This is a genomic window from Streptomyces sp. NBC_01241, assembly GCF_041435435.1.
Lineage (GTDB): Bacteria > Actinomycetota > Actinomycetes > Streptomycetales > Streptomycetaceae > Streptomyces.
The window spans coordinates 8489447-8515098 of the sequence record NZ_CP108494.1; the positions used below are offsets into that span (position 1 = coordinate 8489447).

Here is a 25652-nt window from a genome sequence, read left to right on the forward strand (position 1 = left end):
CGGATCGAGGCTAAGACGGACTGCCAAGCATGCCCCGTCCGACCCGAGTGCACCTCGGCCCGGCGCGGCAACCGCATGCTCACCCTCTACCCCGAGCACCTGCACACCGTCCTCGCCGCCGCCCGCGCCGAACAGAAGACCAAGACCTGGAAGGACAAGTACGCCCTGCGGGCCGGAGTGGAAGGAACCATCAACCGTGCGACACGAGGGCGCACGATACGAGTGAACACACCGAGTGGAGGTTCGATGTTGAAGGTGTAGTTCCGGGCCAGTGTCCAGGGTCTGTCCCCACCCTGACGTGCGTTGCGGGTAACCGCGGGGTGCGGAGCTCAGGGGGTCAAGCCCAAGGGTGCCCGTGCCATCCGGGGACCACAGGCGAAGGGGAAGACTGGACGGGCGAACGACGAGTGAACCCCTGGTTGATGTCTCGTCAGGTATCAGCTCCGGATGATGGATCGCTCTGCCGGAGTCCAGGAACCGGCCGTTGAGAGGCGGCAAGCGGCGACTGTAAGAGGTGAGTTGCAGTCGTAGGACACCGCTGTTCCCGGGGCATAGGGGGCGCCCACCCCAGTCGGATCTCGTACGTGTGCAACGCGGAAACCCCGTCGGGGTCCGGGGCCGGTTATCCGGTGCCCGGTTGGCCGACCGCGAGGAGAGCTCAACTCCCCGGCGGGAACAGGAGGACCCAAGAAGCGAACGCCGGCGGCCGAAAGGCAGCGGGAAAGCGGGACACGATGACCGGCCCCTCCGCCGGTCGTCTCGTATAACCGGCCGGATACGGGCAGCTGCCCGGACCCGAAAGGGTGCTGACGTGGGTCTGGTGGGCCTGTGAAGTGACGATGACCGAAGGCGATGGAACCGAGGGACAAGTTGGACACCAAGGCGGTGAAGGAGGCCGGGATGGCAGATGCCGCTCCGGCTGTGATCGCGGTGGTGAACGGACCCGAGGACGATGTCACCGACTGGCTGTCGATCGACTGGCAGCGGGTGGATGACGACGTACGGCGGCTGCGGCAGAGGATCTTCACGGCGTCACAGGCAGGGGACCTGAAGAGGGTCCGCAATTTGCAGAAGCTGATGCTCCGTTCCCGCGCCAACGCACTGCATGCGGTGCGGCGGGTGACGGAGGTCAACGCTGGCCGCGAGACGGCGGGCGTCGACGGCAAGGTGGTGCTGACCGCGCCCGGCAAGGCCGAGGTGGCCGACTGGGTGCAGCACCGCTCCGAGTCGTGGACGGCCCGGCCCGTCAGACGGGTGTATGTGCCGAAGCCCGACGGGCGTCGGCGTCCGCTCGGCATTCCCGTGATCTTGGACCGCTGTCTTCAGGCTGTGGTCCTTGGTGCTCTGGAGCCCGAGTGGGAGGCACGGTTCGAGCCGAGGTCCTACGGATTCAGGCCCGGCCGTGGCTGTCATGACGCGATCGAGTCCATCTTTCTGACCTGCCGGGGCCCCAACCCTGGTCGGCCATGGGTACTTGACGCGGACCTGGCGGCGGCATTCGACCGGATCGACCATGATCACTTGCTCCGGCGGCTCGGCACGTTTCCCGCGCGGGAACTGGTCGCGCAGTGGCTGCGGGCCGGTGTGGTCGAGGACGGTCGGCTCACCGAGACCGGGGAGGGAACTCCCCAGGGCGGTGTGATCAGCCCCGCGCTGATGAACGTGGCTCTGCACGGAATGGAGGAGGCCGCCGGGGTGCGGTATCACGCGAGCGGCATCCACGCCGGGAGCGTGATGCGCAAGAGCCCCGTGCTGGTGAGGTACGCAGACGATCTGGTGGCGATGTGCCACAGCCGTGAGCAGGCCGAGGAGGTCAAGCAGCGGCTCGCCGCCTGGCTGGAACCCAGAGGGCTCGCCTTCAACGAGGACAAGACGCGCATCGTGCGCCTCACCGAGGGCTTCTGCTTCCTGGGCTTCCACGTCCGGCTGTATCGCAACCGGAAACTGCTGATCAAACCCAGCAAGGCGTCCGTGAAACGGATCCGGAAACGGCTCGCCGCCGAGATGTGGGACCTGCGCGGGTCCAATGCCGAGGCGGTGATCAGGACCCTCAACCCGATCATCCGGGGCTGGTCCGCCTACTTCCGGATCGGGGTGTCCAGCAGGGTCTTCAGCTCGCTGGACTTCTACGTGTGGCAGCTCGCCTACAAGTGGGCCAAGCACGAACACGCGAACAAGCCAAAGGACTGGATCGTGCACCGCTACTTCGGAGAGTTCAACCCCCGCCGGGGTGACCGGTGGGTCTTCGGAGACCGCGGCAGCGGACGGTTCCTCACCAAGTTCGCGTGGACGAAGATCGTCCGGCACCAGCTCGTCAAGTTCGGGGCGTCTCCGGATGACCCGGCACTGACCGAGTACTGGGCCCGGCGGCGGCGCAAGGACGTGATCCCGCTGATCGACAAGGCCGACTGGCACCTGCTCAACCGCCAGAACGGCCGCTGTCCGCTCTGCGGGGCTCTTCTGCTGCACGCTGACCATCCGCCGTCCAGCCCCATCGCGTGGGAGCAGTGGCTGCGGGCGACCCGCAAAGCGATCAGCCGCAAGGCGATCGTCATCACCGGGCCGGGCACACCGGACGCCCCACCCGCCCAACTCCTGCACGCCCACTGCCGACAACGGCTTGTCACCGCCACCGGCAAGGGGCCCAGCCTTCTGCCCGCCCGTGAGCCATAGGGCCTGCTTGAGCCGTGTGCGGGGCCAACCCGCCCGCACGGTTCTCAGGGGGCGGCGGCGCGGCAACGCGCCGCCGCTACCCGACAGGCACTCGACATCACCGGCATCCGCCGGGCCCGCTACCGCGGGCTGCCGAAAGTCCGCCTCCAGCACGCCTTCTCCGCCACCGCGATCAACCTCATCCGCCTAGACGCCCACTGGACCGAGCATCCACTGGACCGCAGCCGCACCAGCAACCTCACCCGCCTCAGCTACCGACTCACAGCCTGACCACCCACCCGGAATTGCGCACCAGAGTCGATCAGGTTGACCGCCTCGGGGATCACCGGGTTGACCTTGCCCAGCATGATGCTGGAGCCGGCCTGTACCGGGGGAGGTTGATCTCGGGGAATCCAGCCCGGGGGGCGGAATAGATCAGGCGCAGGTCGTTGCAGGTCTTGGAGAGTACGACCGTGATGCGCTTGAGGACCCTGGAGAGTTGGACGAACGCTCCGACGTCCTGGGTGGCTTCGACCAGGTCGGACGCGGTGCTGAGCGGGATGCCGGTGATCTCGGACAGGTACGCGCAGGCCAGTTCGGCGTAGCGTGGAGGGAGTTGAAGCCGGTGCCGATCGCCGTACCGCCCAGGTTGATCTCGCGGATCAGTCCGCATGCCTCGGCGAGGCGCTGCTCGTCCTCCTCTCCCAGCATCACCGCATAGGTGCCGAACTCCTGACCAAGCGGCGGCGGCACAGTCCTCGGAGGCACGCCTAACGCCAGGGCTCAGCGGGGGCTCCCCACGCAGCGGGAGCCGCCTCCATCAAGTCCGTATCGCTGACGGCTCGTTGCTCGTTGTACCAGATGGCGGCCAGTCGGACATCGAAGGGGAACTCGACGTTCGTGCCGTCCTCGAAGGAGATCATCACGTGCGTCTCGGGGCCGTCCGGATGGTTGTCCAGCCATTGCACGTGGCTGATGATCGGAGTGAGTGCTCCGCCCGGGCCTACGAGTCGGTAGCCCTCCTCGACGCCTTGGGACGACCTGGAGATCAATGCGGGCGGGCGGCGGGCAGCTCGCTCGTCCCGGTAGTACTTCGCGGCCATGCCTTCAGATTATCCGAGTGTGCCGGCGCCGGTAGCTGGCGAAGGATGACGGTCCGCACTTGAGTTGTAGTCAATTGGCTTGCCGCGAGACGATCGAGCCCCGGATGGACGGGGTAGAACAGTATCGACTGATTCAATTACGTCAGGGAGCCGATGAGTACGAAGCCAGCACGTCCACGCAATTTGCTCAGGTACCTAACGATCACATCCATCACCATGATCGTTATGGGGCTGTGCGGTTTCGTCGCGATCGCGATATTCATCATACCGAACCACAGCAAGGTGATATCTACCTTGAAGAGCCACGGGGTTCAGACCCACGCGAATGTCACGAGATGCCAGCAAGCCCTCCACGACGAAAATGGTGGCGAGCTGTCTGTCACCTGCTGGGTGCGCTTTACCCCGTCCGGCGGGCGTTCCGTTGAATCGCCACTGCAATTTAAGACACATCAGGTGAGAGACGGCTACGCCATGATAGTCGTGTACGACCCGAATGATACCGGCACAGTCGCCCTTCCCTCGGACCTCGGCTACTGGAATACCCTCACCAGGAACACTATCGATTTGCTTTTGCTGTTCATCTCGGCGGCAATGGTTCCGCTGGGAATCGCAGGTATCGCCCTGCGGAGGCTTTGCGGGCGCTTCACGAAGCGGTACACGGAAAATTTCGATGAAATTGACCAGATCGCCACTCAGCGCCTCGGTCCGGATGTCGCTCAGGCCATGGCTCAGGTCTGGACTCGGGGCAAACCTTCCGGAAAGTGAGCACTCGTCCGGCACGTGGATGCCGAGCGTGCACTGTTCGTCCGGCGGTAGCCCGCGACTCGCACACACCATCGATCCCTGGGTGGGCGCGGGTTTCTGTCCCAACAGCGCTTTCACCGGAACGGGCCTCACGATCGGACCCGCACAGCCCCGCCCGGATTTACGCGTCGAAGCTCAGTAGTTGGATTCCTCGGGCTCAGGCTTCAGACACGTACTCCTCCGGATTCGCCGAAATCTCGGCGATGGATCCTTCGAGGAAGTCTTGAAAACTCGCTGCGATGTAACTCATCTCATCCGGATCGTGCGTGTGCGATGATCTGGCCGGGTGCGCCTTTCTTCGCAGGGGAATAATCCTGTATCAGGGTTCCTGCCCCTCGCCGAACTCGGCGAAGGGTAGCCAGCCGTCATTGAACCAGCCTGCTTGGATTCGAGGATCCCGCGGCCTCGGATCGAGATAATCCATGTATCGAGGGGCATGTTGCTTCATGGACTGTCGCCGTCCGGCCGCTTCCTCAACGGAGAGAAAATCGTAGCCGCTCTCATAGTCGGGCCTGGCGAACACCGGCATCCAGGCCGGTCCGCCGTTCGCGTCCAGCCCTGCGGCCCGCAGCCCCGGCTCCACCGAGAAATCGAGATCCCGCTGGATTACATGAATCTGGAACGCAGTTGCTGGTGGAGCAAGCTCGAGTCGGCCTTCGCACGGCCAGCAGATCTCTGCCAGAAAACCCCCGACAGGTACTGAAGTCCATCGAGGACCTCCCCTCACTCACAGTCGGTCGGTCCATGTGCTTCCGCGAAGCTTTGTACACCGCTTCGGGAATCTGTTGACGGACGGTATCCGGCAGGACGGCGCGGATAGGGCCATGCCCCCGGCTTGTTGCCGCGCGTCCCGCGAGCGCCTCCGCCACCACTGAACCATCCGCACCAGGTCGACTGGAGCCGCTCGGTCAGTATCCGGCAGGCGCGGGCCAATGGCGTTCGACGCCGATGGAGTCCAGTTCGGCGGTGAACTGGTCGAGGAGCATCTCATTCTCCCTGACGTGGTGCGGTTCGGTGCCCCGGCGCAGGCGGTGGGCGGCCAGGTGGCCGGCGACCTCGCCGATGTTCCATTCGACGGGGTGAAGCCGGAAGCAGCCATTGGAGATGTGGGTGGTGCCGAGGTTCTTGGCTGCCGGGGGGAGGTTGCGTATCCGGATGGGCAGCAGGGCGCCGAGCGGGATTTCGAAGGGCACGCTGGCGATGTCGATGTAGTTGTCGCCGCCGGTCGAGGGGTGCAGGTCGATGCGGTACGCGCCGATGCCGACGGAGTCCGGGTGGCGGGGCCTGCCGCGCTCGTCGACGACGGCGCGGGAGACGTGGTTCTCGGTGACGGTGGTGACCGCGCGGATGCGCCGCGATTCGCGGACGTACGCCGATTTGGCCAGGCCGTCGGTGGTGCCGACGACATCATGGCGGAGCCGGAGGCCGGGGAATCCGGTGCCGCCGTCGGGGCGGGGGGGGCTTCGGTCTGGAGCCAGTAGAGCAGGGAGAGGGATAGCTGCTTGGCCTCCCGGTGCGCCGTCGCTGCGGTGTCGGGGTCGACTTCGATGATCGGGCGGAGCGAGCGTGCTGGAATCAACGGATCACGAGACATCAGCCGTAATCGTGTTCGGGGCCGCGTGCACTGTCCCCGCGTACCGCCGGGCGAAGCCCGTGCCTCCGTCCGCCGTGACGGTCAAGTCGTACCGCCCGCTGTCCGTGGGCCAGTTCAGGACCGCCTTCTCGCGCGGGCCGAGCAGTTGCGTGTGTTCCATGCCGCCGAAGTCGTTCGGGGCGACGGTGAAGCACACCTCCGAACCACCGTCGTTGGCCAGCAGCAACTCGACCGAGGCGTTCTCCGGCTTGCCGCCCCGCAGGACCCCTGTCACCCGAGGAGCGGCAGCGTCGTTCTGATCAACTCCGGTCACCGTTCCGGCGAATCGGCAGACGAAGCCGTCGGCGCCGTGCACGGTGAAGTCGTAGCGCCCGTCCGTGCGTACGGCATCCCACACGTAGGTGGCAGTGCTGCGCGGTGCGACAGTGAACGGCGTACCGGCGAACGGCCGCGCGATGTTCGGGAACACCGTGAAGTGGAAGGAGACCGTTCCTTCGTTGGCGAGTGTGCAGGTGACCTTGCCGGTGGCGCGGTCCACAGCGACGTCGGCCCATGGGCGGTACGGCAGCGCCCGGTGCGGACGCGCACCGCCCGGTTCCTGTGTCGGCATGACCTGTGTGCCCGGTGCCGGGAGCTCCACCGGTGGCAGTTCCATCGCCGCGTCGGCCTGCTCCACCAGCGCGCGGGTGTCTGGCAGTGCGGGGATCGAGAAGTCGGGAAGGGCGAAGTCGAAGCAACTGGTGAGGTCGCCGCATACGGCGCGACGCCACTCCGAGATGTTGGGTTCCCGCACGCCGGTGACGAGTTCCAGAAAACGCAGGACGGAGGTGTGGTCGAAGACCTGGGAATTGACCCAGCCGCCGCGCGACCACGGTGATATCACCCACAGGGGGACGCGGTTGCCCAGCCCGATCGGCTGCCCGTCCACGAACTCCTCGGGGGGGTCTGTACGGTAACCGGTGTAACTCCCGAGCTGGAAGCGACAGTTGATGACTGACGTGATGAGTGACATCAAGGCCGGGGAGGCCGCCGTGGGTGCGCTGGATGCTGTGGATGACAGTCTGGTTGCCGAACTGGTGGCCCGGGCCCAGGCCGGCGGAGTGAAGCTGACCGGCGAGGGCGGCCTTCTGGCGGAGCTGACGCGCAAGGTGCTGGAGTCCGCGCTGGAGGGTGAGCTGACCGACCACCTCGGACACGAGCCCGGTGAACGGGTCGAGGGCGGCCGGGAGAATTACCGCAACGGCCACCGGTCCAAGACCGTGACCACCGAGGTCGGCCCGGTGGAGATCGCGGTGCCGCGGGACCGGGCGGGCACGTTCGAACCGCAGCTGGTCAAGAAGCGCCAGCGGCGCCTGGGCGGCGTGGACGAGATGGTCCTGTCCCTGTCCGCGAAGGGCCTTACCCACGGCGAGATCTCCGCCCACCTGGCCGAGGTCTACGGCACGGAGGTCTCCAAGACCACTGTCTCCACGATCACCGACAGCGTGATGGCCGGCATGGCCGAATGGCAGAACCGTCCCCTGGACAGCGGGCGGTTTCTAGCGGTGATTGCGAATCACGGAAACTGTGATGCTATGCCCCAGTCTTGCATGACCTCGGACGGAGTACGGTCTCCCAGGACCATTCGGGGGCGCTCGTTGAGCTGACGGGCCACGGCCGTCAGGTTGCGCAGGGAGTGGACCGTAAGGTCGGTGCCCTTGGGGAAGTACTGCCGCAGCAGCCCGTTGATGTTCTCGTTGGTGCCGCGCTGCCAGGGAGAATGAGGATCGCAGAAATAGATCCGGAAGCCGGAGAGGGCCTCTATCTCTTCATGGAGGACGAGCTCGCGCCCCTGGTCCCAGGTCAGGGTCCGCCGCAACGCTCGTGGCAGATCGGCGGTCTGCGAGACCAGGGCGTCGCGCATCGGCTGGGCCTTCCAGCCGTGCGGCAGGTGGATCAGGCGAACGAAGCGGGTCGTGCGGTCGACGAGGGTGCCTATAGCGGACCGCTGAGCGCGTCCGATGATGAGGTCTCCCTCCCAATCGCCGGGCGTTTCACGATCGTTGACCGTGGCGGGTCGGTCATGGACGAGCGTCATGTTCTTGATCTTGTTGGGTGAGACGACGCCACGGCGTTGCCGCTTGCGGCGGGTGCGTCCGGTGCGCAGTCGGCCCTCACGCTTGCCCAGAAGGCCAGCGAACAGGCCACGGTAGATCGTCTCCGGACAGGCCCGCATGCGAGGGTTGTTCGGGTGCTCGCGTGCGAGGTGTCGAGCAATCTGCTGCGGGGACCACTTCTCGTCGAGCTTCTCGCGCACTGCCGCGCGCAGGGGTCCGTGGTCGCGGAGTTTCTCTTCTTTGGGGCGTTGGCGACGCAGGAGCGCCTGGTTGTGTGCCCACCAGGGTTCGTACTCCCCGTTCTCCTTCCGGCCGCGTCCAATCTCCCGGTAGACCGTCGAAACGCTCTTGCCGATCTCGGCGGCGATGACGACCGGGCTCCGCCCGGCGCGCAGACCGTCGGCGATGGCGATCCGGTCGTCCTGGGTCAGGAAGCGTGGCGAGATGGGAGGGTCAGGAATGATCATGCTTCCAGCATCGATGAACCAGTTGGACCCGCAGCTCACCGATACGCCCACTTGGCGGGCGGCCGCTGCCCCCTTCAGGCCCTTGCGCCGCAGCTCGAAGTACCGCCGTCTGGCCGACGACGGCATGCGATTGGCTCCTCCACGAGGCATGCGAACCATCTCCCCTTGGATGTTCGCAACCACCGATCGAATTCAAGGCGTGTATCCGGTCGTCTTCATCGACTGCGTGAACGTGAAGGTCAGGGATGGGCAGGTCGCCAACCGGCCCGTCTACATGGCCTTGGCCGTGACGGCGGAGGGGCATCGGGACATCCTGGGCCTGTGGGTCGGCGACGGCGGCGAGGGCGCCAAGTACTGGCTGCAGGTCCTTACCGAGATCAAGAACCGGGGCGCCCGTGATGTGCTGATGCTGGTCTGCGACGGCCTGACCGGTCTTCCGGACGCGGTCAACACGGTCTGGCCTGCGACGATCGTGCAAACGTGCGTGGTTCACCTCCTGCGGAACAGCTTCCGTTACGCGGCCAGGCAGGACTGGGAGAAGATCGCGAAGGCGCTCAAGCCCATCTACACCGCGCCGACCGAGGACGCCGCCCTGGAACGCTTCATGGAGTTCAATGAGGCCTGGGGAAGGAAATACCCGGCGATCGTGCGGCTGTGGGAAAGCGCCTGGGCGGAGTTCGTCCCCTTCCTCCAGTTCGATATTGAGATCCGGAAAATCGTGTGCACCACCAACGCAATCGAGTCCGTCAACGCCCGTATCCGCAAGGCCGTGAGGGCCCGCGGGCACTTCCCCACTGAACAGGCCGCGCTCAAGTGCGTCTACCTCGCGGTGATGAGCCTGGACCCCAAGGGCACCGGAAGCAAGCGCTGGACCATGCGCTGGAAAGCCGCACTCCAAGCCTTCGACATCACCTTCGACGGCCGGCTCACTGCCGGACGCCGGTAGAAACAATCAACCGAGTCCCACCGTTCGCTGTACAGACCCCCGGTTCCGCAGTTGCATCCGGCCCGTCTCCACCAGTACCTCGTCCACCAGCGACCGAGGAAACGCCTGCGTCAGCACTCCGACCGCAACTCGGTCCGACAACCGCTCACCAGATGACTTCAGTTGGCCCGCTCTTGGCATACCAACAACAACGAGCAGAATCTCCGTAAGTTACCGGTATTGGAGTTAGCCTCAATACCGGTAACTTAGGGCGCTTTGGTCCGCTTGACCCGTTTGGGTTTGGTGGCGTTGACGATGGTGAGAGTCGGGATAGCTGGACGGTCCGTAACACGGTGGGCGGCGCGTTTGAGGGGCCAGGCGAGGACTTTGCGTTTGATGACGCGGGGGTTGGATCTGCGGCGTCGCGGTGGCAGGAGACGCTCGATGAGTTCAGCGTGGGTCGCTTTGACCGCGCGGGTGAGTCTGCCGGGGGGAAAATGCCGCCTGGTCGGTGACCTGGCGGCGCACGACGCGCACTGAACGGATGAAGGAGATGCGGTCGGGATCCTGACCGGCTTGGTTCGCGGCCTGGTGCATCAGGTGCCGGATAGCGTGGTGGACGAGCAGGAAGCCGTAAAGTTCCTGCTCGGCTCCGTCAGGGTGTTGTGAACGCAGCACCAGGTGCGACCCGCCGAGGTGGGTCTTGATCTCGTCGAGGGTGGACTCGAACTCCCATCGCTGGGCGTAAAGGGCTGCCAGTTCCGCGGCTGGGGCCATGGACGGGTCGAGGATGGTGGTGAGGAGCCGGTAGACACCCTCGTGGCCGGCGATGGTGTACTCCACCGCGCGCACCCGCACCCCACGACGAGTGTGGTGGATGTCGCTCCGATCGAAAATTTCGGTGAGGTAGGAGCCGTCCGGCAGTTGCTCCACCACCGGCAGCACCAGGTCCTTGCGCACGCGCCACAACAGGTCCGCCCCGGTGGCTGCCGCTTTGCACCACAGGTCCACGCCGTAGAAACCGCGGTCGGCCAGGAGCAGCATCCCCGGCCGCAGGGACCCCAGCACCGCCCGGGCCAGTGTCTGCTCTCCGGCGCGCAGACCTCCGACCGCAGCGTCGAAAACGACGTGGGTGCCGCATTCCACCAGGCCGACCATGCGCAACTGCGGGCGGCCGACCTCAAGTTCGCCCCGCCCGGAGCGGGGCGGGCGGCCGAACGCTTCCATGTTCGCTTTCGTGTCCGGCAGGTCAAACGTGGTGCCGTCGATCGCGGTCAGCCGCCAGACGCCGTAGAAGGCGCCCTGCGTGTCGGGTGTGGCGACCGGACAGCACACGCGCGCGAACAGCCGCCGCAGAGGCGCCACACCCAGCCGGGACCTGGCTTTCCAGATCGCAGCCGTACTCGGCACCACCCACGTCCCACGCCAACGCCGCTCGTCCTGCAGACCAGCTGTCAGCAGCCGGGCGACTTCCTCATAGCTCTGCCCGGAGAACAAACACATCGCCAGCACGAAATAGACCACCAACCGGGCCGGCAGCAACCGGTTCCGCAGTTGCATCCGGCCCGTCTCCACCAGTACCTCGTCCACCAGCGACCGAGGAAACGCCTGCGTCAGCACTCCGACCGCAACTCGGTCCGACAACCGCTCACCAGATGACTTCAGTTGGCCCGCTCTTGGCATACCAACAACAACGAGCAGAATCTCTGTAAGTTACCGGTATTTGAAGTTCCCCCACGATCATGGACAGCGAATGTTTACGCTGCGTGGGTGAGATCTTGGGCCGCCAGGGCCCTGGTCTCGATCGGGGTGACGTAGCCGTAGACCGGATGCTTGCGCAGACGGGTTCGGTTGTATTCGACCTCGATAAAGCGGAAGACGTCCGCGCGAGCAGCCTCGTGGGACTCCCAGACGGTGGTCCCGATCTCCGCTTTCAGCAAACCGAAAAAGCTTTCAGCCGCGGCGTTATCGTAACATGACCCGGTTCGTCCCATGCTCTGGCTCAGCTTCAACTCCCGTATCAGCTTGCGGTATTCACTCGACGTGTACTCCGATCCGCGATCCGAGTGTGCGATGCAGTCCTCCCTCAGGGCGCCGCGGCCGGCGGCCATCTTCAGGGCGCCGACAACAAGTTCGGCGCGATGGTGGTCGGCCATCGCGTACCCGATCACCTCGCGGGTCGCCAGATCGATGACCGTCGCCAGATACCACCAGCCGGCGAGTGTGGGCAGATATGTGATGTCCGAGACCAGTTTCGTGCCGGGCTCGGCGGCGGTGAAGTCCCTCCCGACCAGGTCCGGCGACGGGGCCGCCTTGGTGTCGGCCTTGGTCAGGCTGCGGCGCTTGCGGCGGGTGATCCCGCGGATGTCGCGCTCGCGCATGATCCGCTCGACCTTCTTCCGATTGATCCGCCTGCCCCCGCGTCGCAGTTTCGCGGTCACCCGCGGGGCCCCGTAAGCCCCACGGGAATCGGCGTGGATCTGCCGGATCTCCCCGGCGAGCTCGTCCTCGGCCGCCTGGCGCACCTCGGCGGCGGGCCGCGCGGCAAGCCAGACGTAATACGCCGATCGCGCCACCTTCAACGCCCGGCACAGCAGACTCACGCCGTAGCCGCCGGGATTGTCCTCGGATGCCTTCTCCGCGTCGATGAACCGGTAGCGCGCGGCTACTTCGTCTTCTGCCGCGCGAAGAAGGCGGTCGCTTTTCCCAGCACCTCGATCGTCTGTTCCTGCTCGCGGACCTTGCGTCGCAGCCGGACCAGTTCCTCACGCTCCGCGGTGGTCAACACCCCGGCCGGCCCCTCGCCCCGGTCGATCGCGGCCTGCTTCACCCAGCCCCGCAGCCCTTCGGAGCTCACCCCGAGCTCACGGGCCACCTCCGTCACCGTCCGCCCGGAGGAGCGGACCAGCCCGACCGCGTCCCGCTTGAACTCGGCCGTGTACCGCTTGCTCGTATTGCTCTTCTTGCTCACTACCTGGATCTGCTTCCTCCGGAACCTGTCGTCCCAGTATCAGGCTGTCCAGCTCCAGGGTGGAACTTCAATTGGAGTTAGCCTCGCCGTTTCACTTGGTGTGGGGCCGGGTTCTGTGCGGTAACGCGAAAGTGCCTTCTGCGCTGGGACGATGAACCTTGTCGAGGGGTTCTGTCGGTCCAGGCGGAAGGCACTTTCTGCGTGCAGGGTATCGGTTCGCGTCCCAAGCTCCATGTCTCTGCTGACGGTGCCGGGGTGGTGGGTCACGCCGGGGCACGGTTGCTGGCTGATCTTGCCGATGCCACCAGGCTGACCAGCGCGTACTCCACCGCGTTGGGACCACTTCGGCGACGCGGCACTGGCCACGACCCGGGCCGGATCGCCACCGACCTCGCGGTGATGCTCGCTGACGGCGGCAAGGCCATCACGGATCTGGCCGTGTTGCGGGACCAAGGCGAGGTGTTCGGCCCGGTCGCCTCGACACCGACGGCCTGGCGGCTGCTCGCCGACATCGACGAGACCGCACTCGCTCGGCTGCGAGTGGCCCGCGCCCAGGCACGAGAGGTCCCCTGGCTGCAGGCCGCCGAGACCCGCTTCGGAATACCGGGGGTGAAAGCCGGCGGACGGGAGCTGCCCGGCCTGGTCCTGGACCTCGACGCCACGCTGGTGACCTGCCACTCCGAGAAGGACCAAGCCGCACCCACCTATAAAGGCGGCTTCGGATTCCACCCTCTGTTGTGTTTCCTGGCCAACACCGGCGAGGGCATGTCCGGGCGGCTGCGGCCCGGCAACGCCGGAGCCAACACCGCCGCCGATCACATCGCGGTGCTGGACGACGCTCTCGCGCAGATCCCCGACACCCACCGGCACGGCACCGACATCCTCGTCCGCACCGACAGCGCCGGATCGGCGAAAGCCTTCCTCGCCCACGTCCGAGACGTGCGGATGCGAGGAATCCGCACCTTCTTCTCGGTCGGATACGCGGTCACCGAACCGGTCCGCCGCGCGATCCGGGCCCTGCCTGAACAGGTCTGGCACCCCGCCCTGGACCAGGACGGAACACTGCGTGCCGGTGCCTCGGTTGCCGAGCTGACCGGCATGGTCGACCTTGCCGGCTATCCGGACGGCACCCGCATCATCGTGCGCCGCGAGCGCCCGCACCCCGGAGCCCAACTGTCCTTGTTCGACCAGGACGAGGGCCTGCGGCACCAGGTCTTCCTCACCGACACACCGTTCGCCAGCGGGGGCTCCGCCCAGTTTCTGGAGGTCCGCCACCGCGGGCATGCCACCGTCGAGGACCACATCCGGTGCGGCAAGACCACCGGCTTCGGCCGCTTCCCCTCCCGCCAATTCCTGATCAACGCCGCTTGGCTCGAACTCAGTCTCGCGGCGATCGACCTTCTCGCCTGGACCCGCGTCCTCCTGCTGGACGGCGATCTGGCCACCGCCGAACCCAAGAAACTGCGCTACCGAATCCTGCACGTCGCCGCCCGGATCACCCGCGGCGGCCGCCGCCTGCGCTTGCGGATATCGGCGACCTGGCCCTGGAGACATGAACTCACAGCCGCATTCCACCGCATGGCCGCCCTGCCTCGCCCCGCCACCTGAGCGACCGCCCTCTGATCACCCGCGACCCGAAGGACCTTGGAGAACCCGGCCCACCGCGCCGGGCCCTCACCATGCCCACCGACCGACACCGCTCCAAACGACCCCGCGCAGCCAGCCATCAGCCTCAACTGAAACGGCGAGGGTAGTGATGAAATTGACCGATGCCAGGGTCGTACTGATCCCCGACAGCACGAGCCCCATGGTCCAGAGGTCTCCGCCGGCGCCGGGTGAGAAGACGGCACTGTTCAGTGGTGCGTAGGCGAACCAGCCGAAGTGCGCCGCGCCGCCGGGCACCACGAATCCGGACACCACGATGATTCCGCCGAAGAGGAAGAGCCAGTAGGTGAGCGCGTTGAGGCGGGGGAAGGCGACGTCGGGCGCGCCGATCTGAAGCGGCATGATGGCGTTCGCGAAGCCGCCGAACATCGGCGTGGCGAACAGCAGCATCATGATGGTGCCGTGGATGGTGAACAGCTGGTTGTACTGTTCCACGCTGACGATCTGCAGTCCTGGCCGGGCCAGCTCCGCTCGCATGAGCATGGCCAGCACTCCGGCCAGCAGGAAGAATCCGAACGCGGTGACCATGTAGAGATTGCCGATGACCTTGTGGTCGGTGGTCGTCAGCCAGCCCATGAGTCTCACACCGGCATTGATGCGCTTGTTGGCCACTGGCTCGGCCGGCGCGGCTTCCTGCAGGTCCTGCGCCATCGGTTCTCCGTCCATCCCGGTTGACTCGATGGTGGATCCTGCCACCGTGGACGGCCCGTACGACTGGCGGTGACACCTCGAATTTCACCAGTTCACCGGTGCTCCGATCGGGTGTCCCGGGGGCCCGCCGCGTTCAGGATGCCCGGCTGAGCCGGACCGTCGGCACGTCCGGTGCGAGCGCCGGGGGCCTGTTGAGTCGACACGGAGCGCGGTGCCGATGTTGCCACCGGCCCGTTTCTCCGTGCCGCTCGCCGAACCCGGCGGACCCGTCTCCGAGTACCGGGCTCTCCACGGACGCTGCCGTTCAGGCGTAGTTGTGACGGATCCAGGGGTTGGGGATCGTGTTGCCCCTGTAGCGGTAACGGGTGACCGCCACCGCCTGGAGGTCGAACAGTTCGATCCCGTCTGCCGAGGGCCTTTGCCACCGACCGTTATGGTCGGTGAGGCGTCGGCGGACGTCCTTCCGGCGCCACTGGATGTGGAACCCAAGGAAGTCGAACCCGTCCGACATGTGCACCACCTGAGTCTTGGCCTCGGAGAGGCGAAGGCCGAGCGGTTGCAGCACTTCGGCGATGTCCACGCGTAGCGCTTCGACGTCATCGCGTTCGCCGTCAGTCAGGACAACGAAAGCGTCCGCGTAGCGGACGGCTCTCCAGTTCGGACGCCCGGTTGCGCGGCGGCGCCTGCGCAGGTGGCTGGTGGCCATCTCCCCGTCGGGCTCCCATGGCCTGGTCAGGTGCTCGTCGAGCACCGACAGGGCGATGTTCGCCAAGAGCGGGCGTCGGCCTTGAGGAACGCCTTGACCGAACAGAAGACACAGGGCTCGGGTCGTGCCGAGACCCACGGGTCGGGAGGAGCCCGGACCCGCGCCCGCCCACCACGCGACGAGACGCTCAGCCACCCGCGCTGCGTCCAGCGGTTGGCCGCAGGTGGCAGCGCCGCCAGCCCGAGTGCTGGGTGATGGTTGCGGCCGCAGGCGCAACCGTGTGGGCGACGACCTCCGGCGAAGCCGCGTCGCGCCGGGGCTGCCGGTGCCGCCGGGAGCGATCTCGCCCAGCATCATGGCCACCAGCAGCACCCCGCCGCCCAGGCTGGAGAAGCTGTCGTAGGAGGCGCCGACCGCGCCGTCCGCCATGGCAGCGACGGAGACCCCGAAGAGGGTGCTGCCGGGGACGCCGAGGCCGGCGGGCGACGCGGCGGCAGGAAGCGTCGTGCACAACCGTACGCCCGCGGTGCTCCGGAGCCGACCGCACCACCCAGCCGGGGGCCGGTGGGGGCGGAGGCCCGGGCAGACGGGCGGGTTGCCACAGTAGAAGGTCCACGCCCTGGATCGGAGCGAGCTGCCGGTCGGTCACCCAGACCGTGCACTCGGCGGCCTCGGTGCCCTCTGGCCTGGCGGTCCACGCCGGCAACCCTACGAGGTACTGCCAACGGCATGGGCCAGAGACCTCCCGGCGCTCGTGGAGCCGGACCCGCACGATCTGCCCGTCTGGCAAGGTCAGCGCTATTGCGGCCAGAGGGGCACTGGCCGATCGCTGGTCACCACTCGGGCCGTCCACCTATCGCGCCCCGGACTCCAGCTCGTGCGCCCACATGCGCAGAGCCACTCGGTGACCGGATCCAGCCTCGCACCAGTACGGGTGCCACCACACCTGCACCGACAGCTCCAGCAGGTGTCGGCGCAGCGCCGACGTCCGCCCGCGTTGAGCTGGATCGGCGAGGGTCCGATAGGTACGGACCCAGGCACACTGCGCGGCGATTAGGTCCTCGGGGAAAGCAGGGCGTCACATGACAGCTATTGCATCACGTGTTCGATTTACGCCGCATCTGTGCAGGTCAGACGGCGCGATAGATCGACTGATGTTGTCCTGCGCCACCGAACCTCGAGGATCATCAGGTTTGTGCCATCGAGGATTGAGTGGCATGGGTACCGGGCTCGCGGGTGCGTACTCGATCGGCGGTCCAGCGCACCTTCCGGGCGCGGGTGCCCGGTGATCCTTTGGCATGGTCACTTCGGCAGCGCCCGGGCTGGCACTGCAACGCTATCTGTCGACTGGCCCGCCTCAATCCGGTGAACCTATGCGGTCAGAGCACTTTGGGGGCGTGCGTCACCGTGAGACTCCATCCGGGCGGGCGGGGAGCGGCCCCTGTACGCTCCCCGCCGTAGACTTATCAGGGAACTTGAGCCTTGCCAGATGTCCAGTTCAGGCGGGCCCCGCGAGATTGATCCCGCCAAGGGCGGCGGGATTGGAGTTTCCCACGGCTCCGGCCATCGCGGGCTCTCTCCAATGAGCGGAAGCTTCTGCCTCGCTTTATGAGCGGTGGAATCCCCTCCGGAAGGACGTGGGCCAGATGAGTCACCCTGTGAGCCAGGTGCCCATCAGTGACATCACAGTGGCCGTCTCGGCTGTGCGCTGGATCTTCCCCGTCGGCATAGCAGTGGTCGTAGTCGCTGTTCTGATTGGCCTCCTCTGGTGGGACACGCGCCGTCGGTCTCGAGCACGACAGCAGGGACCACGGGCCGAGCGTTCCCCCCGAAGCCAGCGGACTTTGAGGGAAGCAGATGATTTCGGGGACGGTCTCAGCCCCTATGAGCTCAACCGGCCCTCTTCGCCAAGGGACGCACGCAAGGATGACAGCGGTGGGGCTTTTGGCAGTGGAGGACCCGGCGGCTGACGGCTCGGTGACATCGGCGGCACTCGACGAGATCACCGCGCGGTCAAGATCTACTTTCGACTCACGCGCTAGGGCGTGTTCCAGGTTCAGATCACTGTTGGGTCAAATCGCTCCGCCGGAGTGGCTCGGGACGGTAGACATCCGGGGTGACGCCTCGGCGTGAGCGGACCGATCCCTGACCTGCGTAAACAGTTGAACGCGGTGATGTGGAGGTTCCGGACCGGGAGCCCGTGGCGCGACATCCCCGAACGCTACGGGTCCTGGTCCACCGTCTACGGCCGCTTCCAGAAGTGGGCCCTTGCGGGCACCTTCGAGACGCTGATGGAGCGGATGATCGCCGAGGCGGCCCGGCGAGGACAGGCCGATCTGGACCTGGTCGGCGTCGATTTCACCGTCGCACGCGCGCATCACCACGCGGCCGGCATGGCCGTCGACCCCGAGCTCCTGGAGGAACTGGTGAAAGCCGCCCAGGAGGAAAAGGGGCTCCAGCAAAGGGACAATCCGCCCAGGTGACGGTCGAAGGCGACCCGGTCGAGGAAGCGTTACGTGCCGAACGGCGACGGATACGCCGCCGCCACAAGGCCCGCCTGAAAGTTGCCGCGTTGGGGCGCTCGCGGGGCGGGCTGACGGTCAAGACGCACCTGGCCACCGACCGGCGGTGCCGCCCGCTGTCGTTCGTGGTGACGCCGGGGCAGGCGGCCGACAGTCCGCGTTTCGCCGCGGTCCTCGACCGAGTCAGGATCCGTGGGCCGGTCGGTCGGCCCCGCACCCGCCCCGGGGCCGTCGCCGCCGACAAGGCGTATTCCTCCCGCGCGAACCGCTCCTACCTGCGTAAACGCCGGATCCAGGCGGTGATCCCGGAGAAGAAGGACCAGGCCGCCCACCGCAAGAAGCGAGGCTCGAAGGGCGGCCGCCCCCTCTCCCACGACGCCGAGCTTTACAAGGAGAGGAACACCGTCGAGCGCGGCATCAACAAGATCAAGGAATGGCGAGGGCTGGCCACCCGCTACGACAAGACTCCTACCAGCTACCTCGCCGGACTCCACCTACGCGGATCGATCATCTGGCTCCGGAGTCTCCGCCCCACATGATCCGAACCTGGAACACGCCCTAGTCGAGCTGCTCCGCCAATCCGACGATGAGGCGATCGGTGCCGCGGACGTTGCAGAGTCGATAGCTTTCCTCGTACCTCGTACCTCGTACCTCGTACCTCGTACCTCGTACCTCGTACCTCGTACCTCGTACCTCGTACCTCGTACCTCGTACCTCGTACCTCGTACCTCGTACCTCGTACCTCGTACCTCGTACCTCGTACCTCGTACCTCGCCAGCTCGCCGACGAATTCGGCGCCATGGGTGCGCAGGCGGGCAACGACGTCCTCGAAAAGCCGATTCGGTCGAGCCGGGTCGGTGCCGTACAGTTCACCGTACCGACGCGGGGTGGAGCAGCTCGGTAGCTCGCTGGGCTCATAACCCAGAGGTCGCAGGTTCAAATCCTGTCCCCGCTACTCAAACGTGAAGGCCCGGTGGATACCGGGCCGTCACTGCGTCTGGCCCCGCTCGAACCTGGTCCTTTAGAGTCCCTAACAGAAGTCGCTGATGATGTGACTGTCGGCTTGGACCCTCGTTGTGCTGGACGTGGCCCTGGCGGTCGCGCTGGGCGGGGACTGCCTGGCCGATGTCGGGACGCTGCGGGCCGAGCCGGCTGTGTTCGAGCCGGTGGCCTCCGACTCGACCGTCTCCCGCCTCATCGACACCCTCGCCACCGCCGGCCCGAAGGCCCTGACCGCGATCTGGTCAGCACGGGCCGAAGCCCGCGAGCGCGTCTGGCAGTCGGCCGGAGCCACGTCGCCGGACACCACCGGACAGACGCCGCCAGCGACGGCACGGAGGGCCGCGACCTTGAGGCCGCGGCCCTGCCGCTGCAGATAGGGTCCGAGGGGGTGTTCGACCATTGACGATACGGCCGTGGTCGCGGGGGGCCGGCTCCCACCAGCAGGCCCCCCGGAGTCACGCTTCGGGTTGACCGCTCGCGTCGATGCCGGGCCCGGGGCTGTTGCTCCGAGCCCGGCGCCGGTCGCTGGGCGACTACAGGTTCCGCACCCGGATGTTGCGGAACTCGATCAGGTCGGTGTTGCTGTGGTTCTGCAGTCCCAGGTACCCGCTGAGGAACTGACGCAGGTCCGTGGGCGGGTCACCGGCACGGGACGAGTTCTTGCCGGGTGTGTTGTCGAACTCGTTGATCACCACGCCGTTGCGGATGATCGTGTAATGCTGTCCGACCGCGCGCACCTCGTAGTCGTTCCACTGGCCCTTCGGGGTCACCCCCGCCTTGTCCAGGCCCACCGGCTTGAAGTTGTACACCGAGCCGGTCTTCTGGACCTCGCCCGTGGCCCCGTCGTAGATCTGGATCTCCTGGCCGCAGTAGATCGCGACCCACTCGGGGGCGGTGCGAGCCGAGCCGACTGTCCCGCAACTGCCGGCCGGGCGGTCGGCCAGCGGCGTCCTCGGGTCCGGGAACCGGGTGAAGACCCCGCTGTTGGCGTTGCTGGTGCCCGGAGCCACGTCCCGGAACTGGAGCCTGACCGAGAAGTCCTTCAGCTCCTGCTTGGCGTACCACAGCATGCCCATGCCGCCGGAGCTGCGCATGGTGCCGTCCGGCAGGAGTGAGAACTTCCCGGCGCCGGCCTGCCGCCAGTCGGCCAGGCTGGCCGCGGTCCCGTCGAAGATGGGCTTGTACCCGGCGGCCTTGCCGATCTCGCTCTGAGCCGCCGCCTTGCTGATCGCCGACGACTCGCGGTTGTCGAGGACATCCTCCTTGCGAAGGTTATTGACGACGGCGTTGACGTGACTGACGAACTCTCCGTGGTTCGACCAGGATGCCTCGTCGTCGATCAGGTCGTTGACCGTGCAGCCGCCGCCTGCGCGGTGGTTGGCCACGCCGGTGTCGGTGTCGAGCAGCTTGACGGTCGGACGGGCGTCGGGCGCGGGGCAGCCGGCCTTGGCGTCGAACGTCGCGGTGGCCTTCTCGCCGTCGGCGTAGGTGACCGTCAGCTTCGCGTGGTGCGTGCCGTAGTCGGCGTAGGTGTGCGTGGGGCTGGCCTCGTGCGACGACTCACTGCCGTCACCGAAGTCCCACTCCCAGGCCACACCGCCGGTCTTGGCGCTGGAGAACGCCACCGTCTTCGGCTTGCTCTGGGCGACCACCCGTGCTCCGGCGTCCTGCGGCTTCGGGGTGGCCGGGCCACCCTGGTAGCTGATGCGGATGAGCTTCTGGTTGGAGTGCAGGCTGAAGAAGCCGCCCGCGTAGTCGAGCATGTACAGCGCACCGTCGGGACCGAACTTGGCGTCCATCCAGCTCTGCAGCTGGGTGCTGCCGCTGCCGGGCGCGATGATGCTGCGCAGGTCCTCGCCGAAGGCCGGCGCACCCTGGTCCTTGACGTGGTCCGGGTCGACGGTCACCGCGACCCGGTTGTTGGCGTTGGACTCGTCACCGATGAACCACTTGTCCTCCCAGTACGCCGGCCAGGCGACACCGCTCTTGGTGTCCACCTGGGAGCGGTGGTAGGTCGGACCGGACATGATGGCCTGGCCGCCGCCCTTGAGGTACGGCTGGGTGTAGGTGGCCTCGCTGTCGATGTAGCTCGGGACACCACTGCCGTCGGCCCGCTTGGGGAAGACCGGGCCGCCGCCCTGGGGCGAGTACCAGATCATGTTGTCGCGGGCCGGCGGGATGTCCACCAGGCCGGTGTTGCGCGGCGACTCGTTCTTGAGGTGGTCGCAGTCGTACCAGCCGGTGAGGACACTGGCGTCGGTGTTGCTGCGGTCGCGGTACGGCTGCCGGTTGCCCATGCAGTACGGCCAGCCCTGGTTGCCCGCGGAGGTGATGACCGTGGCCGTCTCGTACTTGGCCGGGCCCAGCTCCGGGTTGGAGGCTCCCGCGTCCGGCCCGACCCAGCCGGCATTCAGCCAGTTGTGCACCGGGTCGACGGAGAGCCGTGCGATGTTGCGGACACCCATCACGTAGATCTCGGGGCGGGTCTTGGCCGTGCCCGGCGGGAAGAGGTTGCCCTTGGGGATGGTGTAGGTGCCGTCGGCGTCGGGGTGGATACGGATGATCTTGCCGTTGAGGTCGTTGGTGTTGCCGGCGGTGCGGCGGGCGTCCTGGAAGGAGACACCCTTGTAGTCCTGGGTCCAGTTGTTCCCGGAGTAGCCGCTGGAGCCGCCGGAGGAGTTGCTGTCGCCGGAGCCGATGTAGAGGTTGCCGTCCTTGTCGAAGGACATGCCGCCACCGGCGTGGCAGCAGCTGTGGATCTGGGTGTCCCAGTGCAGCAGGTCCTTACGGGTGCCCTGGTCGATGGACTCGGACGCGAAGTCGTAGGTCAGCCGGGAGACCGTCCGCTGGCCGATCCGCTTGTCGCGGTCGATCGACTCGTGCGGCATCCAGTAGATGTAGATCCACCCGTTCTTCTCGAACTTCGGGTCGAGGGTGATGCCGACCAGGCCTTCCTCGTTCTTGACCAGCTCGTCACCGCTGCCCCGGTTGCCCATCACATCGAGTGTGGTGAGCAGCTTGACCTTCTTGGTCTTGGGGTCCCACTGATGGATGGTGCCGCAGCCCAGGCCGACCTTGGGGTTGTTCCAGTCGGCGATCGGGCCGGACGGGCAGGCGGCCTTGCCGATGTAGAAGGCCTTGCCGTCGGGGCCCATGGTGAGACCGTGCGGCTCACCGATCTGGTCGAGCTTCCCCGCCTGGTTCTGGTCGGTCAGCCGCTCGGTCTTGTAGTTGGACGCGATGGTCGCCTGGCAGTCGCCGCGGACCATGCCGGTGGTCCACTGGATGGCGCCGAGGAGGTGGCTCTGGAACTTCGTGTCGGTGGTGTAGCTCTCCTCGGTGCGGCCCATGCCGGTGTAGAAGGACCGACCGCCGTCGTAGTCGCGGCACCACGAGATCGGGTGGAACGGGCCGTTGGCGCTGATTCCCGGCTTGTACTTCCACTCCTCGACCTGGGCAACGGTGTGGACCTTGCCGATCGGGTTGGGGTCCCAGTTGATCCATTGGTCCGAGCGGGTCCAGTTGAGCGGCAGGCCCTTGTTGGCCGGGTGCTGGCGGTCCGTCACGTCGACGACGGCCTGCTGAATCTTGGAATCCTGCGGAGGCGTCGGGTTGGCGTTGAAGAGCCGCAGCTCGGCCAGCTGAATCAGGGGCTCACCGCTGTTCGCGGTGATCTCCAACCGGTAGTGCTGGTAGGCCTGCTTGTTGGTGAACTGGAACTGCCTGGTCTGGAATCGCGACGGGAAGGTCTCGCCGGTCCGGGTATCCAGGGTCGTCCAGCTCTCACCGTCCTGCGAGCCCTGCAGCTTCCAGTCCTTCGGGTCCCGTCCCGGATAGTCGTTGGCTGAGGTCAACGCGTAGTTGACCACCGCGGCGGGCTTGTCCAGCTTCATGGTGACCCAGCCGGTCGGCGCATGGGCCAGCCACTTGGTGTCGTTCTTGCCGTCGAACAGCTTGTCCTTGGTTTCGTTCGGCGGGTTCTCCGAGTTGACCGCGCTCTCGACGACCTTCTCGGGGTCGGGGAGGCCCAGGGCCGGGCGGGTACCGATCAGCCCGGTGAACCAGGAGGAGTCGGACTGGGCCCTGGCGGCGTCGTGGACGCCGACGAAGCCGCCTCCGTTGTTGATGTACGACTGGAACGCGGCTTCCTGCTCGGCGTTGAGCGTCACGCCGTCGGCCGACAGGAACACCACACCTCGGTACTTGGCGAGGTCGGCGGTGTTGAACACGCTCGCGTCCTTGGACTCGACGACCTTGAACCCGTTCTTCTCGCCGAGGTTCTCGATCGCCGCCGTGGCCTTGTTGACCGGGTCGTCCTGCTTGGCGGCCGGTCCGTGGAAGACCAGGACGTTCACCTGGGTTTCGGTGGCGGCGCCCTGGTCCTGGCTGAGGCGTTCGACGGGCGGCTGCGCCTGTGCCTGCACGGCCGGCAGCGCGGACAGCCCGGCGGTCAGTGCGGCGCTGGACAGCAGAACGACCGCGCGGCGCCAGGGCCACGCGTGACGAGAGGTCCGCGCAGGACGCGACGGCGGTGATCCGCTTCGTCTCGACAGGGCGAACCGATCTCTCTTGCCCATATTTGCTCCTTGACTCGATCCGGAAACGGAAGAGTGATCAGGGGATGGAGCGAGGGCTGCCGCAGGGGCCCCGCCCGGCATGCGCCGGGCGCGACGGCTTTCGGCGGGCGGTAACGCTGCCCGGGAAGGACGGGGTGCCGGAGCAGGGAGGTCAGGTTCGCCTCCGGTCCTGGCGGGCGAGGACCGACCGGCGGCAGGTTGATACACGCCCGTCAGGCCGTCAGGCAGACCTGACGGGCGTGGCTTCGGGGGCGGAGCCCGCATCAGGACCCCGCCGCTGCCTTCTAGTGGTGGGGCATGCCGCCGGGGACCGTGCCGTCGGCCTCGGTCACGAGGAAGACTCCGACCATGCCCATGTCTGCATGGCTTTGGACATGACAGTGGTACATCCAGGCACCTGCGCCGACCCGGGCACCCGCGATCACCTGGAACCCGAAGGAGTCCCCGGGGCCGACGGTCTTGGTGTCGATGACCGCGCTCACGTCCTGCGGACCCTGCAGGATCCCGGTGCGGTTGTCCACCCAGCGGTGCCCGTGCACATGGAAGGTGTGAAAGAACTCCCCGTGGGTGATGACGATGAACTCCACGCGCTCGCCGCGGACGGCTGTGAAGGTGGGTGCGTCGTGGTGGGCCTTGTTGTTGATCGTCATGTCGTTGAACACGACCGTGAACTGCTTGTCGGGCAGCACGTCGCCCTTGCGGCGTACGATCACGGGTCCGTACAGGCCCTTCTTGAGGCCGCCCGTGCCGTGTTCGGTCCCCACATTGTGATCGTGATACTGCCAGTAGCCGGCGCTGCCGGCCTCCCACGTCCCGTCGTGATTCGGTCCCGGGGCGTGGGTGCGCCAGACGTAGGTCCGCTGGCCGCCCGGCTCGACAACGCTGTCATTCATCTTGGTGCCGTCGCTGGCGACGTCGTAGTCCACGCCGTGCACGTGCAGACTCGCGGCGACGTTCAGGTTGTTGACGACCTTGATGTGCATCGTGTCGCCCTCGGTCAGCTCGATGAGCGGGCCGGGAATCGACGCCTTACCGGGCTCCAGGCCGTAGCCCATCTCCCCGTTCGGCAGGTTCTCCATGTACAGCGTCAGCTCACGGACGGTGCCCTTGCCGTTTCCTTGACCGTTTCCTTCACCGGGCTTGTCCTTCGGGGCAGCGGCGGTGGCGCCGAGCACCGTGGGCACGACCGCCGCGGCGGCCGCGCCGGTGGCGAACGCTCGCCGGGAGAAGAGGCGTCTCGTGCCTGCGCCTGAGTCGGTCATCGCTCTCCAATCCTCGAAACGCGAAGGTGCCCGAAGGCGTTTCGTGGTCGTGGTGTGAGCCGCCGTCGACGGCAGCTGTCCCGTCACGGCGGTACGCGGTGGTGCGCCGGGCGTCGGCCCCGCAAGGCAGGCGGGGCGGTCGCCGAACCGAACTCCGGTGGAGACGGTCCGACTTGGCCGGACCCCGGTGAAGCGGTCCGGCTTGGCTCGATGTGTCGGCTATGGCCGGGATCTGATCGGCTGGGCGAAGGGGATTCGCCTCGGGACCTGGACACCGTAGCGGGCACGCATCCAGTTTTTCCAGACTCAGGTCAAAGTTGGTTGGATCCTGGTCATAGGTCTTGGCAGATAGTCAAAAGACCCGCTAACTTCTCACCGTTGCCGCATGGAAAGAGGTTGCGTGGACCCCGCCCTCGGGTTAGCGGTACCAGCGGCCTTGCAGCGACAGGGGCGGATGCCGCCTGTGCGTGAGTGACGGCGGCCCTCGCCTCCGTAGCGTGCGGGCGATCTACCTAAGCGAGGCACTCGCCCCGTTCCGTCCAGGGCGCCGGTCCGGTGAGCGGAGTACACGCGTCTCGAACGCGCTCATCCCGGCGGCTGATCGTCCACTCGGCGGGACCGCGAGTCCTGCGCGGTGCCGCACAAGCGAATTCCC

At 66.7% G+C, this 25652-nt stretch carries 16 protein-coding genes, 1 tRNA gene and 10 pseudogenes; 9 read left to right on the plus strand and 18 right to left on the minus strand.

Annotated features, from left to right (window positions below):
* Positions 1 to 3: 3 nt before the first annotated feature.
* Together OG306_RS38455 and ltrA are read left to right on the plus strand one after the other, a co-directional pair.
* Complete coding sequence (locus OG306_RS38455; protein WP_266907527.1) at positions 4 to 261, plus strand: transposase; 258 nt, start codon at positions 4 to 6, stop codon at positions 259 to 261.
* Between the two features lie 591 nt (positions 262 to 852).
* Positions 853 to 2673: a group II intron reverse transcriptase/maturase gene (gene ltrA, locus OG306_RS38460; RefSeq protein ID WP_371665122.1), complete on the plus strand. Its 1821-nt coding sequence runs from the start codon at positions 853 to 855 to the stop codon at positions 2671 to 2673.
* A 299-nt stretch (positions 2674 to 2972) separates the two neighbouring features.
* Here ltrA and OG306_RS38465 read toward each other — a convergent pair.
* Together OG306_RS38465 and OG306_RS38470 are read right to left on the minus strand one after the other, a co-directional pair.
* A pseudogene (locus OG306_RS38465) lies at positions 2973 to 3405 on the minus strand (lyase family protein); the annotation flags it as partial.
* 17 nt (positions 3406 to 3422) lie between these two features.
* Positions 3423 to 3755 (minus strand): hypothetical protein, encoded by a 333-nt coding sequence (locus OG306_RS38470; RefSeq protein WP_266904387.1) that lies wholly within the window; start codon positions 3753 to 3755, stop codon positions 3423 to 3425.
* A 153-nt stretch (positions 3756 to 3908) separates the two neighbouring features.
* On the opposite strand from OG306_RS38470, the gene OG306_RS38475 reads away from it, so the two are divergent.
* A complete protein-coding gene (locus OG306_RS38475) occupies positions 3909 to 4520 on the plus strand; it encodes a DUF3592 domain-containing protein (protein WP_266904385.1) in 612 nt (203 codons plus the stop codon).
* Between the two features lie 358 nt (positions 4521 to 4878).
* Here OG306_RS38475 and OG306_RS38480 read toward each other — a convergent pair whose 3' ends face one another.
* The 3 genes and pseudogenes from OG306_RS38480 to OG306_RS38490 form a co-directional block, all read right to left on the minus strand.
* Positions 4879 to 5142 (minus strand): hypothetical protein, encoded by a 264-nt coding sequence (locus OG306_RS38480; protein ID WP_266904383.1) that lies wholly within the window; start codon positions 5140 to 5142, stop codon positions 4879 to 4881.
* Between the two features lie 325 nt (positions 5143 to 5467).
* Positions 5468 to 6120, minus strand: a pseudogene (locus OG306_RS38485) (FAD-dependent oxidoreductase); the annotation flags it as partial.
* Between the two features lie 22 nt (positions 6121 to 6142).
* Positions 6143 to 7081: a phospholipase domain-containing protein gene (locus OG306_RS38490; RefSeq protein WP_266904381.1), complete on the minus strand. Its 939-nt coding sequence runs from the start codon at positions 7079 to 7081 to the stop codon at positions 6143 to 6145.
* 61 nt (positions 7082 to 7142) lie between these two features.
* Here OG306_RS38490 and OG306_RS38495 point away from each other — a divergent pair, with 61 nt between their 5' ends.
* Entirely contained in the window at positions 7143 to 7799 is a 657-nt protein-coding gene (locus OG306_RS38495) for a transposase (protein WP_353963819.1), read from the plus strand.
* On the opposite strand, the gene OG306_RS38500 is transcribed toward OG306_RS38495, so the two are convergent.
* On the minus strand, positions 7709 to 8866 hold the full coding sequence (locus tag OG306_RS38500; protein WP_432762221.1) for an IS30 family transposase: 1158 nt from the start codon (positions 8864 to 8866) through the stop codon (positions 7709 to 7711). The genes OG306_RS38495 and OG306_RS38500 overlap by 91 nt on opposite strands.
* Positions 8867 to 8915: 49 nt before the next feature.
* On the opposite strand from OG306_RS38500, the pseudogene OG306_RS38505 reads away from it, so the two are divergent.
* Positions 8916 to 9662, plus strand: a pseudogene (locus tag OG306_RS38505) (IS256 family transposase); the annotation flags it as partial.
* A gap of 6 nt (positions 9663 to 9668) precedes the next feature.
* On the opposite strand, the gene OG306_RS38510 reads toward OG306_RS38505, so the two are convergent.
* The 4 genes from OG306_RS38510 to OG306_RS38525 all read right to left on the minus strand — a co-directional run bounded on the left by OG306_RS38510 (position 9669) and on the right by OG306_RS38525 (position 12612).
* Positions 9669 to 9842: a transposase domain-containing protein gene (locus OG306_RS38510; RefSeq protein WP_371666155.1), complete on the minus strand. Its 174-nt coding sequence runs from the start codon at positions 9840 to 9842 to the stop codon at positions 9669 to 9671.
* A 249-nt stretch (positions 9843 to 10091) separates the two neighbouring features.
* A complete protein-coding gene (locus OG306_RS38515) occupies positions 10092 to 11324 on the minus strand; it encodes an IS4 family transposase (RefSeq protein WP_266745469.1) in 1233 nt (410 codons plus the stop codon).
* Positions 11325 to 11398: 74 nt separating this feature from the next.
* Positions 11399 to 12289, minus strand: coding sequence for an IS3 family transposase (locus tag OG306_RS38520; protein WP_266752043.1), 891 nt, complete (start codon positions 12287 to 12289; stop codon positions 11399 to 11401).
* Positions 12290 to 12306: 17 nt separating this feature from the next.
* Complete coding sequence (locus tag OG306_RS38525) at positions 12307 to 12612, minus strand: transposase (protein ID WP_266744336.1); 306 nt, start codon at positions 12610 to 12612, stop codon at positions 12307 to 12309.
* Between the two features lie 171 nt (positions 12613 to 12783).
* Between OG306_RS38525 and OG306_RS38530 the strand changes: the two genes are divergently transcribed.
* Complete coding sequence (locus OG306_RS38530) at positions 12784 to 14220, plus strand: IS1380 family transposase (protein ID WP_266907523.1); 1437 nt, start codon at positions 12784 to 12786, stop codon at positions 14218 to 14220.
* A 138-nt stretch (positions 14221 to 14358) separates the two neighbouring features.
* On the opposite strand, the pseudogene OG306_RS38535 reads toward OG306_RS38530, so the two are convergent.
* From OG306_RS38535 to OG306_RS38545, 3 genes and pseudogenes are all read right to left on the minus strand, one after another.
* Positions 14359 to 14928 (minus strand): annotated as a pseudogene (locus OG306_RS38535) (cbb3-type cytochrome c oxidase subunit I); the annotation flags it as partial.
* Between the two features lie 304 nt (positions 14929 to 15232).
* Positions 15233 to 15772, minus strand: coding sequence for a reverse transcriptase domain-containing protein (locus tag OG306_RS38540; RefSeq protein WP_266752661.1), 540 nt, complete (start codon positions 15770 to 15772; stop codon positions 15233 to 15235).
* 192 nt (positions 15773 to 15964) lie between these two features.
* Positions 15965 to 16147, minus strand: a pseudogene (locus tag OG306_RS38545) (potassium-transporting ATPase subunit KdpA); the annotation flags it as partial.
* A gap of 1610 nt (positions 16148 to 17757) precedes the next feature.
* Between OG306_RS38545 and OG306_RS38550 the strand changes: the two are divergent.
* The 3 genes and pseudogenes from OG306_RS38550 to OG306_RS38560 all read left to right on the plus strand — a co-directional run.
* Positions 17758 to 18695 (plus strand): annotated as a pseudogene (locus OG306_RS38550) (IS5 family transposase); the annotation flags it as partial.
* Positions 18696 to 19037: 342 nt separating this feature from the next.
* A tRNA-Met gene (locus OG306_RS38555) sits at positions 19038 to 19111 on the plus strand.
* Positions 19112 to 19229: 118 nt separating this feature from the next.
* Positions 19230 to 19472, plus strand: a pseudogene (locus OG306_RS38560) (IS1380 family transposase); the annotation flags it as partial.
* 219 nt (positions 19473 to 19691) lie between these two features.
* Here the strand turns inward: OG306_RS38560 and OG306_RS38565 are convergent.
* The 5 genes and pseudogenes from OG306_RS38565 to OG306_RS38585 all read right to left on the minus strand — a co-directional run bounded on the left by OG306_RS38565 (position 19692) and on the right by OG306_RS38585 (position 24997).
* Positions 19692 to 20543, minus strand: coding sequence for a 3-keto-disaccharide hydrolase (locus OG306_RS38565; protein WP_371666304.1), 852 nt, complete (start codon positions 20541 to 20543; stop codon positions 19692 to 19694).
* Between the two features lie 78 nt (positions 20544 to 20621).
* Positions 20622 to 20825, minus strand: a pseudogene (locus OG306_RS38570) (PKD domain-containing protein); the annotation flags it as partial.
* Positions 20826 to 20834: 9 nt separating this feature from the next.
* Positions 20835 to 22784: pseudogene (locus tag OG306_RS38575) on the minus strand (ThuA domain-containing protein); the annotation flags it as partial.
* Positions 22785 to 22808: 24 nt separating this feature from the next.
* A pseudogene (locus OG306_RS38580) lies at positions 22809 to 23999 on the minus strand (ThuA domain-containing protein); the annotation flags it as partial.
* A gap of 20 nt (positions 24000 to 24019) precedes the next feature.
* Entirely contained in the window at positions 24020 to 24997 is a 978-nt protein-coding gene (locus OG306_RS38585) for a multicopper oxidase domain-containing protein (RefSeq protein WP_266751194.1), read from the minus strand.
* Positions 24998 to 25652 lie beyond the last annotated feature (655 nt).

Coding starts and splice junctions, on each gene's coding strand:
- OG306_RS38515 (WP_266745469.1), bottom strand. CDS start 11,324: ATGCCAAGAGCGGGCCAACTGAAGTCATCTGGTGAGCGGTTGTCGGAC.
- OG306_RS38585 (WP_266751194.1), bottom strand. CDS start 24,997: ATGACCGACTCAGGCGCAGGCACGAGACGCCTCTTCTCCCGGCGAGCG.
- OG306_RS38475 (WP_266904385.1), top strand. CDS start 3,909: ATGAGTACGAAGCCAGCACGTCCACGCAATTTGCTCAGGTACCTAACG.
- ltrA (WP_371665122.1), top strand. CDS start 853: ATGGAACCGAGGGACAAGTTGGACACCAAGGCGGTGAAGGAGGCCGGG.
- OG306_RS38470 (WP_266904387.1), bottom strand. CDS start 3,755: ATGGCCGCGAAGTACTACCGGGACGAGCGAGCTGCCCGCCGCCCGCCC.
- OG306_RS38510 (WP_371666155.1), bottom strand. CDS start 9,842: ATGCCAAGAGCGGGCCAACTGAAGTCATCTGGTGAGCGGTTGTCGGAC.
- OG306_RS38495 (WP_353963819.1), top strand. CDS start 7,143: ATGACTGACGTGATGAGTGACATCAAGGCCGGGGAGGCCGCCGTGGGT.
- OG306_RS38500 (WP_432762221.1), bottom strand. CDS start 8,866: ATGCCTCGTGGAGGAGCCAATCGCATGCCGTCGTCGGCCAGACGGCGG.